Origin of the sequence: Pseudoalteromonas sp. GutCa3, from assembly GCF_002836155.1 — a bacterium.
Taxonomy (GTDB): Bacteria; Pseudomonadota; Gammaproteobacteria; order Enterobacterales; family Alteromonadaceae; genus Pseudoalteromonas; species Pseudoalteromonas arctica.
Genome location: NZ_PJBK01000032.1, coordinates 51,532 through 68,205, shown reverse-complemented (window position 1 = coordinate 68,205; position 16,674 = coordinate 51,532). Strand labels below are relative to the sequence as shown.

Here is a 16,674-nt window from a genome sequence, read left to right as displayed (position 1 = left end):
TTACGTTTTTTTGTTTAGGTAATAGTTATGAAAAAAGACACTCCATCACATTCGTCCCTAAGCAATGACGACATAAGCTTATTTCGTCAAACGATCACAGGCGCCAAAGTATTTAAACAAGATACTCATCGTTTTGATACAAAGCCTAAGGTGTCACAAGCTAAGCAATTTGCCCAGCAAAAAAAGCAGGCTCAATCTGAATTTTTCTTCTCAGACGTTTATATTCCCGATATAGACACCCACGGCACGGTTAAATATGTAAAACCAGGCCAAGATACTTTCCTAGCTAAACAGCTTCGCCGTGGTGACTTTGCACCCGATTTGACGCTAGATTTACATGGCTTAAATAAAGAACTTGCTAAAGACGAACTCGCTGGACTCATTCACGAATGTAAAAAGCAGCATTACTATTGTGCGTGTGTAGTGCACGGTATTGGCGGCGGCGTACTAAAGCACAAAGTGCCCCAGTACTTAGTACAGCACCCTGACGTAATAGCGATGCACCAAGCCCCTCTCGAATATGGTGGTAGAGGCGCTGTACTCATACTAATTAATTTACCGCAAAGTGATGAATTTAGACGCTAACTATAGCTATTACTAGGATGTAACTACGTGCATATTTTTTCAATTATTTTTCCGCTCATTTTTATTGTGGCGTTTGGTTACAGCTGTTGCCGATTAAAATTTTTCGAAAAGCAGCATATTGCAGGCTTAAGTAAATTTACTTTTTATATTAGTTTGCCTGCTTTTTTATTGTTAAATATGTCGCAAATTAACTTACAGCAAAGCATTAGCCTTTTTGCATTTTTGAGTTTTTACATACCGGTTCTGAGTGTATTTGGGGTGGGTATTTTAATTGACCGCTTTTATTTAAATAAAAAGTATTTAAAAAATTACCAACAACACGGCGTCTTTGGACTTGCTTCTAGCTATTCAAATATGGTGTTAGTGGGTATTCCTATTGTTATTGCATCGCTTGGCAAAGAGATGATAGCCATTGCGTTTATGATCATTACTTTTCATAGCACATTGTTATTTGCACTTACTTTTTTAATAGGCGCTAAAGGCAGTAGCGATAAATTTTCGTGGTCGCATTTTGGGAAAAGTATGGTGTTAAATCCAATAGTACTGAGTATTGGATGCGGGCTTATATTAAACATATTAGGAGTAACACTGTTCACCGACTTAGCAAATAGTTTGGAGCTATTAGCTAAACCAGCAATTGCCTGTGCGCTATTTGTACTTGGTGCAAACTTAGCTTTTTATAAAATATCAGCAAATTGGCAACCCGCGTTAATAGCATCAATTTTAAAAATATTTTTATTGCCTGCGCTAGTTTTATTGGTAGGCACTTATGTATTTAAACTAGACACGCAAATACTCAATGTATTAGTGCTTTTGAGCGCATCCCCTGTTGGCGTAAATGCTTATCTTATTGCGAGTCAAATAAAGCAGCATGAAGCTACTCTTGCTGGGGCTGTCGTACTTTCTACTATATTAAGTGTTATTAGCTTTACGTTTTGGCTAGCTGTATTACTTTAGCTTACAAACCGCCGGCTACATCAACAAAACTACCCGTTGTAAAAGAAGCGTGCTCCGAAGCTAAAAAGTAAATTGCTGCAGCAACTTCTTCGGGTGTACCGCCTCTGCCAAGGGGTAATTTACTTTTAAGACGATCGACTCGATTTTTTTCGCCGCCATCACTATGCATATCAGTGTAAATAAGCCCAGGTCTAACCGAGTTAACACGAATACCTTTACCTGCCACCTCTTTGGCCAAGCCAATAGTAAATGTGTCCATTGCACCTTTAGATGCTGCATAATCAATGTACTCATTAGGAGAGCCTGTTTTAGCGGCCCCCGATGATACATTAACAATACTACCGCCATTTCCCATTCGCTTTATTGCTTCACGACTACATAAAAAAGCACTGGTAATATTTGTAGTCAAAACTTCGTTTATGCGCTCAACACTCATTTCTAACAAAGGCATTTGTGGTTTTAAAATACCGGCGTTATTTATTAGTACATCAAGTTGACCAAAGACTTTATCTATATGCATAAATAAAGCTAAAACGTCAGCCTCTAGTGACACGTCACCTTGAATTACTTCAGCCTCAACGCCTAATTGCTTTACTTTTTCTGCCACCAATATTGCACTAGCTAAATCTGCTTTATAATTAATGCAAACATTATAACCGTGCTTTGCAAAATATAATGCGGTAGCTGCGCCAATACCTCGACTAGAGCCAGTGATGAGTACAACGGGGGAGCAAGTCATTAAAGCTATTATTCTTTTAAAGCTGCAACGACTGAAATTTCAACAAGCAGTGCATCACGTGCCATTTTAGCTTCTACGCAGGCACGTGCTGGTGCATAACCCTCGGTTACCCACGCATCCCATACTGCATTCATATCAGCAAAGTATTCCATGCTCTTTACATAAATAGTCGCGCTAAGCATATGTTCTTTTGAACTTCCCGCTTCATCAAGCAATGCCTCTACTTTATCAAGCATAGTTTGAGTTTGTTCTTTGATATCTTTTTGCGCGTCGGCGCATACCTGCCCACATAAATACACAGTGCCGTTATGTTTTACAATGCGGCTCATGCGCGCACCTGTTTGTAAACGTTCTATTGTCATTTTACTTTACTCAATTATTTATATTTAAACGTTTTCTGGGGCATTTATACTTAAATAACTACTACGCTGGGTTTGCTCATCGTAACTAATAACAGCAACAGCACCCGTATTAAAAATGGGCATATTGCCAGGGCTTAACTGGTCCACTAAATAACTTACAATAGGCATATGTGATACAACAAGCCAGGTATTGCATTGGGGGTGAGTAGCAATAAGTGTTTCGATGTAGTCAGCAGCAATTTGAGGTTTGCCTTCGGGAATTATATCAGACGTGGTTTCGCTAAATTTAAATACGTTATTTTTAGCCACACCTGCAGCTGTTTGCTGTGCTCGAATGTAAGGACTAACTAACAGTGCATCAGGGTAGTGTGCTTTACTGAGCCAAAGGCCCATTTTTTCAGCTTCATCATGCCCTGCTTGGGTTAAATTTCTACCTGCATCATCAGCCTGCATGGGTGTTGCTTCGCCGTGGCGCATTATTAGGATTGTTTTCATAAAAAATCAACCGATTAAAGAATATAAAACAGTAGCCAGTTTGCCCGTTTGTCAGCTATATTAACAATATAAATCTATTTATTTCTAAAATAGTTCTTTCATGAGATTCAGGTAAATCTTTAAGCTGTACTTCGCTTTCCTGAAGCCATCATCTGTTGTTAACAAGTAAACGTTTAGTTTCAGGAGCATCATTTGAATATCAGCCGCAATGATAACAGAGCATACCGCGCCTTTACACTGGACAATGGTCTAAAAGTACTATTAGTGCAAGATAAAGATTCTACAAAAGCGGCAGCATCAATGGCAGTTAACGCCGGACATTTTGACGACCCTCTTGATAGGCAAGGCCTAGCACACTTTTTAGAGCACATGCTTTTTTTAGGCACTGACCAATACCCAGATTCAGGCAGTTTTAATAATTTTGTTTCGCAAGCTGGCGGCAACACCAATGCGTGGACCGGCACTGAGCATACCTGTTACTTTTTTGATATTAACAATCAAGAATTTGAACAAGCACTTACCCAATTTAGCCGCTTTTTTATTGCGCCACTTTTAAATTCAGCCGAAACAGAAAAAGAACGCAACGCAATTGAAGCCGAGTTTAAACTAAAAATAAAAGACGACGGTCGCCGTATTTATCAAGCCCATAAAGAAACGGTAAATCCAGCTCATCCATTTGCTAAATTTTCTGTAGGAAACCTACAAACCTTAGCTGACAGAGAGCGCTGTATTAGTGATGAGCTTCGTGACTTTTTTAATAGCCAGTACCAAGCTCAGTGGATGACCTTAGTTATTTGCGCAAACGAAACACTAGACACACTACAAAGCTGGACTCAAACTTACTTTGGCGCAATTAACGGCAACAAAAACCTTAAAAAGCCAGAGATCAGTGAGCCACTTTATCGTAAACAAGACATAGGAAAAATACTCCATATTGAGCCACATAAGCATATGCAAAAACTTATTATAAGTTTTGCTATGCCTAATATTGACGACTTTTATCGCCATAAAACAGTAAGTTTTATTGCCCACTTACTTGGCTATGAAGGCGCGGGTTCTCTTTATTCTATTTTAAAAGAACAAGGCTGGATCAATGCACTTTCTGCTGGCGGTGGTATTAATGGCAGTAACTTCAAAGATTTTAATATTAGCTTAGCGCTTACCGATGAGGGTATTGAATACTTTGAAGACATTATTGAAATGGTGTTTGAATACATTTGTTTAATTAACGATAACACCGAAAAATTGCCACGCTTATACCAAGATAAAAAAAATCTATTACAAATAGCATTCGATAACCAAGAAAAGTCACGCCTGATTGATTGGGTCAGTAATTTAAGCATTAATATGCAGCATTACGATGAAGCAAACTACGTGCAAGGCGACTATTTAATGGAAGGCTTTAAAAAAGCGACCCACGAAATGGCCATGCAGTGGTTAACGCCACATAATATGCGCATCGTACTTATACATCCAGATGTAGAGCCTGAACATAAAACGGCATGGTACAACACACCATATAAAGTAGAACATATTTCACCTAGTTGGCTTGATGCCCTTAGCGAGATAAATAAGCCGTTGAGCGAAATGCTGCTACCTACAGCTAATCCTTATTTAACAAAAGAAGTGGTGTTATTTGATGTCGTAAAACCACAAACAAAACCCGAGTTATTAGTAAAAGAACCCGGTTTTGACTTTTGGTTTAAACAAGACAACACATTTCGTGTTGCTAAAGGCCATTTTTATTTGGCCATGGATTCTGATTTTGCCGTAAAAGATGTAAAACATATGGCACTCACCCGCTTATTTACAGATTTATTTATGGATAGTGTGGGCGAGCAATTTTATCCAGCAGAACTTGCGGGACTTAGCTACCACTTAACCTCGCATCAAGGTGGATTAACTCTACATACCGCGGGGCTTTCATCTAGCCAGTTAGAGCTTGTTGATCAATTAATAGATGCTTTATTTAATGTAGAGATCTGTGCAAAACGCTTTGCTGAATATAAAAAACAGCTTGTAAGGCATTGGCGCAATAGCAACCAAAACAAACCAGTCAGTGAGTTATTTAGCATTTTAGGCGCAAAAATAATGCCTTGGAACCCACAACCTGGGGAGCTTGCATCGGCATTAAAAAACACCTGTTTTCAGCAATTTAATGAGTTCAGAACAGACTTTTTTAAAGCACTACATGTTGAATCATTTTTACATGGTAACTGGCAGCAAAGTGATGCAATAGCCTTTCAAAAAAAGGTCGCAAATCACTTAAAAAACGCAACAATAATTGAAGATTTAAGACGCCCTCTTTTTGAAATTAAAAAAGTAACTCGCTACGAGCTAGAGCTTCCTTGTAACGACCATGCAATGGTTATTTACTATCAAGCGCAAACGGATTGCGTGGCCGAAAAAGTAAAAATGATGGCGTTAAATCATTTAATTAACCAAGATTACTTTAACGAATTACGAACAACACAACAGCTAGGCTACTTAGTAGGCGCAGGTTATGCACCATTTAATACGCGTGCTGGTATAGCATTTTATGTGCAGTCACCTAAGTTTGATGCAAAAACTTTATTGCATCGTCATAACAGCTTTATTAAAAACTACCTTGATAATATTGATGCACTTGATGAAAACGATTGGCAACAGCAAAAACACGGTCTTAGTACTCATATTGCAGAAAAAGATAAAAACCTGCGCCTGCGCTCACAACGGTTATGGCTTGCTATTGGTAACAGAGATCATGAATTTCATATGCAACAACGACTTTTAGATGCCTTAAATGCGCTAACACTAAAAGAACTAAAAGTTTATGCACTAAGCCTATTTGATGATAATAGACCAAGATATGAGCTTTTAAGCTCGGCAAAAGTCAGTAAATCTCAAAATATGCCCGTTTACTCTCAATCTCTTTGACACTAGGTTTAGCTTGTTTTAAATTATCATTTGTAAATTAGAAGTAATAAAAAAATGATAAAAATAATAATAAAACTAAGCATGCTTGTAGTACTTGCTTACTCATTTGAGCTTTTTGCCTTTGAGTCATCATTTAATTACAACTCCGACAATATACTTATACTAGCAAGCGCCATTATAGCGCTTGCTTTGCCCTACCTGTTATTTGTAATCCACAAACTTAGACGCTCACGCCGCCAACTCCGCCTTTCGGAAAAACGCCTTAAAAGTACTGTAGAAGGTAGCGGCGATACACTTTGGGACTGGAACATAAAAACAGGCGAAGTTATTCGTATTAACGATAAGTACTTAATGGATTCGACTACCTTAATGGGGTTTCCGCCAAACAAAGGCCTTATTCATCCTCATGATATTAATAACGTTGAGCACTTGTTAAAAGTACACTTTGCAGAGCAGTCTGCTTTTTTTGAAGCCACCTACCGAATCAAAGATACATTTGGTCGTTGGCATTGGGTACTCGATCGCGGAAAAATAATTGAAAAAGACGCCAACTTATCACCCCTTAGAATGACAGGTACCGTTCGCGATATATCACAGTTAAAATCAACGGAAGAACGCTTAAACCTTTTTGCTAAATGTGTTGAGTCGCTCACTGACGCCTTAGCAATTTACGATAAAAACTTTAAACTGGTCGATATAAACCCGAGTTTTTTAACCTTGTTTGGTGGCGTACGCGAGCAATACTTAGGAAAAGATTTCAACCTATCTGGGTATGAGCCAAGCTACACAAACAGAATTATTGAAATAGTAAAAGAGCGCGAACATATCCAACAAGAAGTGAAGCTTCGTAATAGTGAGCGTGTTTTATTGCCTATAGAAATATCGATAGATGAAATTAAAAACGATCAAAATCAAATAACTAATTATGTCGTTGTTTATTCAGATTTAACAGAGCGTAAAAAAGCCGAATCGCAGTTACATAACTTATCGAATCGAGATCGCACAACTAGTCTGCCTAACCGAAATTTATTTTTTACTGATTTGCAAAAGCTAGTAAAGCTCAACTCGCATCACGCCTTGCTTGTATTCGATTTAGATAACTTTAAAAAAATAAATGACTCGTTAGGGCATCAACTAGGTGACAGCTTATTAGCTAAATTAGCAATGCGCTTAAATAAACTAACCCGCGAAAATGATGTATTTTATCGATTAGGCGGCGATGAGTTTGCTCTTGTAATGTCTGACACTAACGACATACATGTAATTACACGTATGGCAAAACAGTTTTTAGCAGCCATTGCTACACCATTTAAAATGGCTGGCCACGAACTGGCAATCACCTCAAGTGTAGGCATTGTATTATTTCCAGAAGACGGTAATACGCCTGAACTGCTCCTAAAAAATGCAGATACCGCGATGTATCATGCTAAAAAGAAAGGTAACAGCTACCTATTTTTTAACGACACGATGAACCGCCAAGCCGTTAAACGACTGCAAATAGAAAACCTTATGCGCTTTGGTTTAAAAGAAGATCATTTTGAAGTGTACTACCAACCAAAAATGAATATTCGCACAGGCAAGCTAACCGGAATGGAAGCATTAGTACGCTTTATTACACCCAAAAAAGGCATTATTAGCCCAGGCGTGTTTATACCCATAGCCGAGGAAACGGGCCAAATAATTGAAATTGGTGAAGTGGTATTAAACAAAGCCTGCAGAGACGTAAAAGAATGGCTAGATAGTGGTTTATTTAGCGGCCGAGTAGCTGTCAACTTATCGGCAAAGCAATTTAGCCTCCCCGATTTAACTTCTCGTATTGACGTTATTTTGCAAAAAAACGAATTACCTTCTTACTTTTTAGAGCTTGAAATAACAGAAGGTACTGTAATGGACGACCCTAAAGAAGCCATTGCAATTATGCGTTCGTTAAGTGCCCGAGGTATTCATTTAGCAATGGATGATTTTGGTACTGGTTATTCATCATTAGCGTATTTAAAGCAATTTCCGCTTAATACACTTAAAGTAGATAAAGCATTTATAGATGACATGACCAACGAACGTGGGCGTAATATGGTCGACTCAATAGTCACTATTGCGCATAACCTTGATTTGCATGTAGTTGCTGAAGGTGTAGAACAAGCTCATCAAATTGATATACTTAAAAAGCTTAATTGCGAAACAGTACAAGGTTATTACTATTCTAAGCCACTATCAAAAAGTGAATTTACTGAATTTTTAAAGCAGCAACAAACTAAAGCAGCCCCAAGCTTAATTAGAAAAAATAAAAATGTGGCGTCGATAAATTAAGGGCGCCATATGCACGCATTTATACCTACATTTCTTACTAAAGCACGACGATAATGTAGATTAAACAAGCACCAGGCCACAGGCCCAAGTAAACCGCCTAAAATAAGCCATCGCTTAATTGGCATACCTTTTTTAATGGCTTCTAAATACATTAAAGCTATAAATGCACTGCTTAGTAAAACTATAAACAAAATTACCCTTTAAAGTTGCTCAAAAATACGGCGCTTATTCTAACGCTAACGTGATTAAATTTAAAGCAACAAATCCCCCGCGTGCACAAAAAAGCCGAAGCTGTTAAACACAGATTCGGCTTTTAAAATTATAATTTATACCAATCTGCTTATATATGGGGTCTATTTAACGTTAAGAAAATTACGCTAGAACTAGGGCCTGTTGACCTTTCAGGATTAAAATTTGTTCAACCTAGGGGCTATTTAATCGCGGCGTGAGGTTTGTAACCTAGTGGGCTAAGTAAAAACCGAGCAACAAAGAGTAAATTGCCCCTAGGCAGAACCCTTCGGGCAGCGCATGTTTGGCATTTATTCCACGTTATCGCCTATTTATGGGGAATAACCACACTACATAGGCTCTGCCTTGCCTAAATACCAAACACACTGCTGCAAATTTAACCTCGAAAGATAAACAGGCCCTAGGCAAAAGTTTTTATATCTAGTTGTTCTCGGCAATTGCTCCCTGCATTGCTCTACCTCCTGCATCCATGCAGTCGTAAATAAAAAACTTTTAACGACGTTATAGTGCAATTTAATTCGTTAAATTGATCAAGGATTTATGCAGGTTGGTATTGCAAGTTACTTTTCAGCACGACCCATAAATTTGTGTTCAACAGTATTAATACGGATACGGTCACCTGTTGAAATATGCTCTGGCACAGAAATATTTAAGCCAGTAGACATACGTGCAGGTTTTGAACGAGCACTCGCAGATGCACCTTTGATAGATGGGTCTGTTTCTTCAACAACAAGTTCAACACTTGACGGTAAATCAAGCCCTACTGGCGCGCCATCAATAACAATTACGTGTACGCCTTGTGTTTCTTCATTAACAAATAAAATTTCTTCGCTAATAGCATCTTTGCTTAAGTTATAAGGCGTGTAATCTTCATTATCCATGAACACATACTCGTCACCATCAATGTACGATAGCATTACTTCACGGCGTGTTAAATCAGCCAGCGTTAGCATGTCACTGTCTTTGAATGTTTCGTCAACTTTACCACCGGTTACCACATCGTATAAACGCATACGGTATAAACTACCACCAGCACGACCTTGCGGCACAGAGCGCACAATATCTTTTACAACTAAAACGCGGCCATTGAAGTCAATAGCAGTACCTTTTTTAACATCACTCGCCTTTGGCATGTGTGAATTCCTATTATTTTTTTGATTGCCAGAAACATACCACGAACTGGATTTTGTTCAACTAAAATTACGTTGGTTTTACGCTACATGTTGTATTAGCTTGTAAAATTTTAATTTATACTAAAATACATATAATCAAATGTGAAAAAAACTGCTATGGTAGCTTTACCGAGTATGACTTCAAGGAATGGATCATGGACCAGAAAAAAGTACATGAGTATTTAGTTAAAAAACCACTTGTTCAGGTTACAAAACCATTTGCGCAAGAGGTTGATGTATATAAAGTGAATCATAAAATGTTTGCGACTCTTGCTATTGGCAATGACGGTCAAACTAATGATGATGGTGAGGTTATTTGGTGGCTTAACTTAAAGTGCGATCCTGATGAAGCAATATCATTGCGTGATATTTTCCCGGCAGTGATCCCTGGTTACCATATGAATAAACGCTTATGGAACACTGTAATTTTAGACGGCACAATTCCACAAGGTGAAATTGAGAGAATGATTGATAACTCATTTAATTTAGTCGTAGAAAACATGCCAGAAAAAGACCGAAAAGCTATTTCACTTCACTTGTAAACACTTTTTGGGCTAGGCTACTAGCCCATTAAAACCCTACACCTTAAGCGTATAAATTAAATCGTCATATAACTTTTCGCCTATTGTATGCACTTTAAAAAGTGTATCGGTATGGGTTAAACCGCACTTACCAAGCACCTTTTCAGAACCAATATTGCCACGCGTTACGACAGCTTTAAACTGCCTAATACCACATTCTTTCCAAGCCCAGTCAATCACAGCTCTTAGGGATTCTGTCGCGTAGCCTTTATTAAAATACTCTGGCAATAATAAATAACCAAGCTCTGCGGTTTTTCCGTCATAGGCAAAGCCTGTAACACCCACAGGTTGTTTTGTTTGATTATTAATAATGAGTAAACACAGGGGATGACGTGATTTAGCATTCCACTTAGGCAAGCGTATCTCAAAGCGGTTTCTTACCAGTGACTCCATTGGCATATCAAAACAATACTTAAGGACTTGAGGATCGCGATGAAGCGCTAGAAAAAGAGGCCAATCAGATTCTTCCATTTGGTACATGCTCAATCTTTGTGTAAATAATGTCATTAAGCTCCTCATTTATTTATAAAAACTATAAAAAAACCGCATTTAAATGCGGTTTTTTTAGATAGCAGAAACTTTATTCTTTCGTTTCAATCTCTTTGGTAACTTCAGGCTCAGTTACACTTTGCTCTTGTGACTCAGTGCTTTGTACTTCAGGAGCTACAACCTCAACATGTGTTGCGTTATAAAAAGTAGCACCAGAGCTTGCCATTGTTACCAGTGATTCACATGGTGCAAAGTTAGCATCGCTGTTAGCTAATGTAGACATATCAGAGCTTATTTTACTCGCGCCTAATTTATCCATATAGCTAAACGGGCCACCTAAAAATGGTGGAAAACCAATACCAAATATTGCACCGATGTCGCCATCACGTGGGCTGGCAATAATGCCATCATCTAAACAGCGTACTGCTTCGTTAAGCATTTGCGATACACAACGCTTAGCAATTTCGCTCTTGTTTAAACGTGGAGCCGGGGTAACACCCAATAGTTCGTAAACTGACTCATCAACCTTTTTGCCTTTTTTATCGTATTCATAAAAACCACGACCCGATTTACGGCCAAGGCGTTTTGAATCAATCATACGCATAAATGCATCAGGGCCTTTAAAACGCTCGCCTAATTCTTTTTCAAGAATTGGGGCAATTTTAGAGCCAATATCAATACCTACTTCATCAAGTAGAGCCAGCGGGCCTACCGGAAAACCAAACTCAACAAGCGCTGCATCAATCTTTTCAATTGGCTCGCCTGCAAGCATCAAATTAGCAGCTTCGTTTAAGTAAGGCGCTAAAATACGGTTGACGTAAAAACCGGCCATGTCTTTTACAACAATTGGCGTTTTGCCTTGCTTACGTGCAAAGTTAACAACGCGGGCAATTGTTTCTTGAGATGTACCTTCGTGTGGAATAATTTCCACTAATGGCATTTTTTCCACTGGTGAAAAGTAATGCAAGCCAATTACATTTTCAGGACGTGCTGCCTGCGCTGCAATTTGCGATATTGGTAATGATGACGTGTTACTTGCAAAAATTGTATTTACTTGGCATTGCTGCTCTACGTCTGCAACCATACCTTGCTTAAGTGCAAGATCTTCAAACACCGCTTCTATTACTAAATCAATGTGTTTAAAGCCACTGTAGTCAGTTGTACCTGTAATACGGTTCATTGTTAACTGCACATCAGCTTTAGACATAATACGACGCTTAAGACGCTTATCTAAAATTTTATAGGTGTAGCTCATTGCATTACTAATGCCCTGCTCTGCTACATCTTTAATACGTACCGGTACTTTAGCTTTAACAGCACTTACGTGCGCAATGCCTGCGCCCATTAGTCCACCACCTAAAACAGCAGTTTTGCTTATTGCGGGTGCGTCATCATTGCGCCACTCTTTTTTCATTTCAGTGGTTGCAAAGAAAATACCGCGAAGCGCTTTAGATTCGTCACTCATTACAAGTGTAGCAAAGCTTTCAGCTTCTGTTTTATACGCTTTTAGCTCATCAAGCTCTACACTAGCTCGCACTGCTTTAATAATAGCGAGTGGTGCTGGGTAGTGCCCGCCCGTTTTTTTAAGTACGTTTTCTTTTGCTTTTTTAAAGATAAAGTTACGACCAAACGGGTTTGACTCTAGTAATTTACTAATATTGTCGAGCTTTGGCTCTTTTGCTTGTGGCTTTTTCTTAGTCGCAAATTCTTTTGCAACTTTTAACAGCACACTGTGCGGTACACAATCATCAAGCACGCCTGCTTTTTTAGCTTGCGTAGGGAGAATTTGTTTACCTGTTAGCATCCACTCTAGTGCTTTTTGAATACCAACAATTTTAGTTAAGCGCTGGGTGCCGCCGCCACCAGGAAGTAAACCAAGTTGTACTTCTGGTAAGCCAATTTTTGTTAAATCACTGTCGGTACCAACACGGTAATCACATGCTAAAGCAAACTCTAAACCACCACCTAATGCAGCGCCATGAATCGCACTTACTGTTGTGTATGGCAGTTTTGTCATATCAAAAAACGCTTGATGACATAGCTCGCTAATAGCTAAAGCATCTTCACGCTTTTGAACACTATCGAGCATTTTCACATCGGCGCCAGCAATAAAGTTATCGCTTTTTCCGCTTATAAATACCATGCCTTTTACATTTTGCGACTTAGCGTCTTCTAGTAATGCTTTTAAATCATCGGCAAAACTGCTGCGCAGGGTATTCATTTTCTCACCCGGCACATCAATCGTTACTACGGCAATTTTGTTTTCATCTACCGCTAAATTAAATACTGAATCTGTCATTACGCGCTCTCCAATACAAAGGCTGCACCTAAACCACCAGCAGCACACGCTGTTGTTAATGCTAAACCGCCACCACGACGTTTAAGCTCGTGTAAGCTTTGCGTAATTAAGCGTGCACCTGTCGCTGCAAATGGGTGACCATATGCTAAAGAGCCGCCGTTAACGTTAAACTTATCCATGTTAATTTCGCCAATTGCTTTGCTGCGACCTAAATGCTCTTGTGCAAATTTGTCTGAAGCAAACATTTTCATATTGGCAAGTGTTTGCGATGCAAACGCTTCGTGCATTTCAATTAAATCTAAATCAGCAAGCGTAATACCCGCTCTATCTAGTGCAATAGGCGTTGAATGAGCTGGGCCCATTAACATGTCTTTTTCTACGCCAATTGCCGAAAATGCAAAGCTACGTACGTAACCTAGTATTTCGTAGCCCAGTGCTTTTGCTTTGCTTTCGCTCATCATAAGTACGGCCGCTGCACCATCAGTTAATGGTGTTGCATTTGCCGCGGTAACAGTACCGTGCTGACGGTCAAAAACAGGTTTAAGCTTGGCGTAGCCTTCAACCGTTGAGTTTTTACGAATGTTGTTATCTTCTGAAATAAAGCTTTTATATGGCGGTAAATGCGCCGTCATTACTTCATCTTTTAACTTTCCATCAGCCCATGCTTGCGTTGCAAGTGAGTGAGAACGATGCGCTAACGCATCTTGATCTTCACGGCTAATATTATGTGTTTTAGCCATTTGCTCAGCAGTTTGCCCCATTGAAAGGCCTGTTGAGTACTCTGCAACAGCAGGAGGCACTGGTAATAAATCTTTTAAACGCAGTTTTGAAAATATTTTTAAGCGTTGACCAAGCGTACGCGCTTTATTTAAATCAACTAAGCTGCCTGCTAGCTTTTTACTAACACCAATTGGCAGTACTGATGACGAATCTGCGCCACCTGCAATACCTACACTTACAGATCCCGCCATAATAGACTCAGCTACATTAGCAATAGCCTGAAAGCTGGTAGCACATGCGCGCGATACAGAATATGCATCAACCGATACCGGCATACCTGTGCCCAATACAATTTCACGTGCAATATTTGGCGCTTCTGGCATTTGTACTACTTGACCAAATACAAGTTGATCAATTTCTGACTTGTTGAAATTTAATCGTTCAAGCATTTCGTTAACCACCAATTTACCCATATCAAGTGCAGGTACATGGTGAAACGCTGTTGCTTGCTTTGCAAAAGGTGTACGTAAGCCGCTAACTATGGCAATACGGTCGCCCTTTGGTGTTTTTAGTATGTTTTGCTCAGACATTTATGCTCTCCCGCTGACAGGTCTGACCTGTTTGTTTTCCTCGATTCTAAACAACCCGTGTACTAAAGCCAATAGATAAACACAAATTTATATAAATAGTGTTTAATTACGACTATCACAATAGGCTTTTTTAGACGCATTTACAAAGTTTTGTGGTACGCTAAAAATCGTTAATAAATAACGAACTATTTTAAAAAATACAGTCTAACTCTTGAGTTACCCAATTATAAACCTTATAAATAGGTCAGTATTTATCACCTAACACTATTAGGTACAAACCCAGCTGACGAGGACAGTCCACTTATTATGGCAGCTAACGCATTTTCACAATTAAAAACGTACTTAGATACACAAATCATTGGCCAGCCAGAGCTTACACAAGCGCTACTTATTGCTATTTTAGCTGATGGTCACTTATTAGTAGAAGGCCCTCCTGGGCTTGCAAAAACACGTGCAGTTAATGCACTTGCTAAAGGTATTGAAGGATCGTTTCAGCGCGTACAGTTTACGCCAGACTTATTACCGGCTGATGTAACAGGTACCGATATTTACCGCCAACAAACTAGCGAGTTTGTATTTGAAAAAGGCCCTCTTTTTCACAACCTAATTTTAGCTGACGAAATTAACCGTGCACCAGCCAAAGTGCAATCAGCACTATTAGAAGCCATGGCAGAGCGCCAAGTGACCGTTGGTAAAAACACTTATCCGCTTAGCGAACTATTTTTAGTTATGGCAACACAAAACCCGCTAGAGCAAGAAGGGACTTACCCGTTACCAGAAGCCCAGCTGGATCGCTTTTTACTGCACCTAAGTATTGGCTACCCTGGCGCAGAGCATGAGCTTGATATACTACGTTTAACACGTGGCGAAGCGCTTAACGAGCAACAACCAGTAATGCAAAAAATTAGTCAAAGCGATTTATTTGCAGCTCGTAAAGAAATATTAGGCCTTTATTTAGCAGAGCCGCTTGAGCAATATTTAGTACAACTTATTATTGCCACCCGTGAAGGCGCTAAATTAGATGCGCAACTAGGTAGCTGGATTGAATTTGGTGCAAGTCCGCGTGCAACAATAGCACTTGATAAATGTGCTCGTGCTCATGCATGGCTTCAAGGCCGTGACTTTGTAGCACCTGATGACATTCAAGCTGTTGTGCATAACGTACTGCGTCATCGCATTATTTTAAGTTACGAAGCCCAAGCCGATGGCATTACTAAAGATCAAGTAATAAGCCGTATAGTTGAACTTGTAGCCGTACCATAAGTTATGCAAAAACAATTAGAATCCCAAGCATGGCTCAAACAGAGCCATAGCCACGGTGTTAATTTAGCACTCAAAGAGCTGATGTATTACAAAGCCAAAGCGCAATTGCTTGAACTTGCCCCTAAGGTAAAAATAAAAAATACCTTAACAGGGCAATACCTTGCACCGCACAAAGGCCGAGGAATGGAATTTGCCGAAGTGCGACATTATCAGCAAGGTGACGATATTCGCTCTATTGATTGGCGAGTTACTGCGCGTACCGGCGAGACTCACACAAAGCTCTTTCAAGAAGAAAAAGAGCGCCCTGTGTTTGTATTTACTGATTTTTCTAACTCAATGCTGTTTGGTTCAAAGTTACTATTAAAGTCGGTGCAAGCTGCGCATATAAGCGCTCTTGTTGCATGGTCGGCGTGTCAGCGCGGCGATAGAATTGGCGGTATTGTGTTTAATCAGCACTCGCATTTGGAGCTAAAGCCCAGCGCCCGTGAAAAAGCAGTCCTTAAGCTTTGTCATAATTTATGCGACAACCACCAGCAAGCGCTCAACAATATTGATAAAACAGCCCCTAACAACTTTAGCGATAACCTAAAGCGCCTTAATCATTTAGCAAAACCAGGCAGCTTAGTGTATTTGGTGTCTGATTTTAATGCTCTGGATGATGCTAGCTTTAAGCAACTCGAAATATTAAGCCGCCACTGCGAGCTGATTGGTTGCCATATAAGCGATCCATTTGAGCATCAGTTACCTGCGTTTAAGCAAGCCGTTACTGTTAATGCAAATGGTCAAGACTTTGCCCTACCATTAATGGATAACAGCTTTAGAGAACGCTTTGCTAAAAATGCTGAGCAAGCATTTAGTACGCGCTTTAATCGCTTAACTAAATCGGGTCTTAATTTAATATCATTCAATGCAGCAACACCGCTTGAGCTGCAATTAGTGAGAAAATAACC

The 16,674-nt window shown here is 39.5% G+C and carries 15 protein-coding genes; 7 read left to right on the top strand and 8 right to left on the bottom strand.

Annotation, left to right across the window (positions count from 1 at the left end; genetic code table 11):
- Positions 1 to 27 precede the first annotated feature (27 nt).
- Complete coding sequence (gene smrB / locus CXF64_RS06605) at positions 28 to 585, top strand: endonuclease SmrB (protein WP_007377742.1); 558 nt, start codon at positions 28 to 30, stop codon at positions 583 to 585.
- Positions 586 to 612: 27 nt separating this feature from the next.
- The gene (locus CXF64_RS06600) at positions 613 to 1,542 is read left to right on the top strand and encodes an AEC family transporter (protein WP_024608899.1); all 930 of its coding nucleotides are present in this window, start codon (positions 613 to 615) and stop codon (positions 1,540 to 1,542) included.
- 1 nt (position 1,543) lies between these two features.
- Here the strand turns inward: CXF64_RS06600 and CXF64_RS06595 are convergent, their stop codons facing one another.
- From CXF64_RS06595 to sixA, 3 genes are read right to left on the bottom strand one after another with little or no spacing between them, the layout of a single operon-like run.
- Positions 1,544 to 2,281, bottom strand: coding sequence for an SDR family oxidoreductase (locus CXF64_RS06595; RefSeq protein WP_101216623.1), 738 nt, complete (start codon positions 2,279 to 2,281; stop codon positions 1,544 to 1,546).
- 8 nt (positions 2,282 to 2,289) lie between these two features.
- Positions 2,290 to 2,643 carry a RidA family protein gene (locus tag CXF64_RS06590; RefSeq protein WP_024591642.1) on the bottom strand — a complete coding sequence of 118 codons (354 nt, stop codon included), beginning with the start codon at positions 2,641 to 2,643 and terminating at the stop codon, positions 2,290 to 2,292.
- 24 nt (positions 2,644 to 2,667) lie between these two features.
- Positions 2,668 to 3,138, bottom strand: coding sequence for a phosphohistidine phosphatase SixA (gene sixA, locus CXF64_RS06585; RefSeq protein ID WP_024608902.1), 471 nt, complete (start codon positions 3,136 to 3,138; stop codon positions 2,668 to 2,670).
- 192 nt (positions 3,139 to 3,330) lie between these two features.
- Here sixA and CXF64_RS06580 point away from each other — a divergent pair, with 192 nt between their 5' ends.
- Positions 3,331 to 6,054 (top strand): insulinase family protein, encoded by a 2,724-nt coding sequence (locus CXF64_RS06580; protein WP_101216622.1) that lies wholly within the window; start codon positions 3,331 to 3,333, stop codon positions 6,052 to 6,054.
- Positions 6,055 to 6,108: 54 nt separating this feature from the next.
- A complete protein-coding gene (locus CXF64_RS06575) occupies positions 6,109 to 8,361 on the top strand; it encodes a sensor domain-containing protein (RefSeq protein ID WP_007580604.1) in 2,253 nt (750 codons plus the stop codon).
- Here the strand turns inward: CXF64_RS06575 and CXF64_RS20935 are convergent.
- Positions 8,358 to 8,552: a hypothetical protein gene (locus CXF64_RS20935; RefSeq protein WP_007580601.1), complete on the bottom strand. Its 195-nt coding sequence runs from the start codon at positions 8,550 to 8,552 to the stop codon at positions 8,358 to 8,360. The two genes, CXF64_RS06575 and CXF64_RS20935, sit on opposite strands and share 4 nt — an antisense overlap.
- Before the next feature lie 618 nt (positions 8,553 to 9,170).
- The gene (gene efpL / locus CXF64_RS06565) at positions 9,171 to 9,743 is read right to left on the bottom strand and encodes an elongation factor P-like protein EfpL (protein ID WP_007580599.1); all 573 of its coding nucleotides are present in this window, start codon (positions 9,741 to 9,743) and stop codon (positions 9,171 to 9,173) included.
- 194 nt (positions 9,744 to 9,937) lie between these two features.
- On the opposite strand from efpL, the gene CXF64_RS06560 reads away from it, so the two are divergent.
- Complete coding sequence (locus CXF64_RS06560) at positions 9,938 to 10,324, top strand: MmcQ/YjbR family DNA-binding protein (RefSeq protein ID WP_007580596.1); 387 nt, start codon at positions 9,938 to 9,940, stop codon at positions 10,322 to 10,324.
- A 36-nt stretch (positions 10,325 to 10,360) separates the two neighbouring features.
- Here the strand turns inward: CXF64_RS06560 and CXF64_RS06555 are convergent, their stop codons facing one another.
- From CXF64_RS06555 to fadI, 3 genes are all read right to left on the bottom strand, one after another.
- Positions 10,361 to 10,870: a GNAT family N-acetyltransferase gene (locus CXF64_RS06555; protein WP_101216621.1), complete on the bottom strand. Its 510-nt coding sequence runs from the start codon at positions 10,868 to 10,870 to the stop codon at positions 10,361 to 10,363.
- A gap of 73 nt (positions 10,871 to 10,943) precedes the next feature.
- On the bottom strand, positions 10,944 to 13,151 hold the full coding sequence (gene fadJ, locus CXF64_RS06550; RefSeq protein WP_101216620.1) for a fatty acid oxidation complex subunit alpha FadJ: 2,208 nt from the start codon (positions 13,149 to 13,151) through the stop codon (positions 10,944 to 10,946).
- A complete protein-coding gene (gene fadI / locus CXF64_RS06545; RefSeq protein WP_004335629.1) occupies positions 13,151 to 14,461 on the bottom strand; it encodes an acetyl-CoA C-acyltransferase FadI in 1,311 nt (436 codons plus the stop codon). The genes fadJ and fadI overlap by 1 nt, the downstream gene beginning before the upstream one ends.
- Positions 14,462 to 14,767: 306 nt before the next feature.
- Here fadI and CXF64_RS06540 point away from each other — a divergent pair, with 306 nt between their 5' ends.
- On the top strand, positions 14,768 to 15,724 hold the full coding sequence (locus tag CXF64_RS06540; RefSeq protein ID WP_004335627.1) for an AAA family ATPase: 957 nt from the start codon (positions 14,768 to 14,770) through the stop codon (positions 15,722 to 15,724).
- Between the two features lie 3 nt (positions 15,725 to 15,727).
- Positions 15,728 to 16,672: a DUF58 domain-containing protein gene (locus tag CXF64_RS06535; RefSeq protein ID WP_010554656.1), complete on the top strand. Its 945-nt coding sequence runs from the start codon at positions 15,728 to 15,730 to the stop codon at positions 16,670 to 16,672.
- The last annotated feature ends 2 nt before the right edge of the window (positions 16,673 to 16,674 follow it).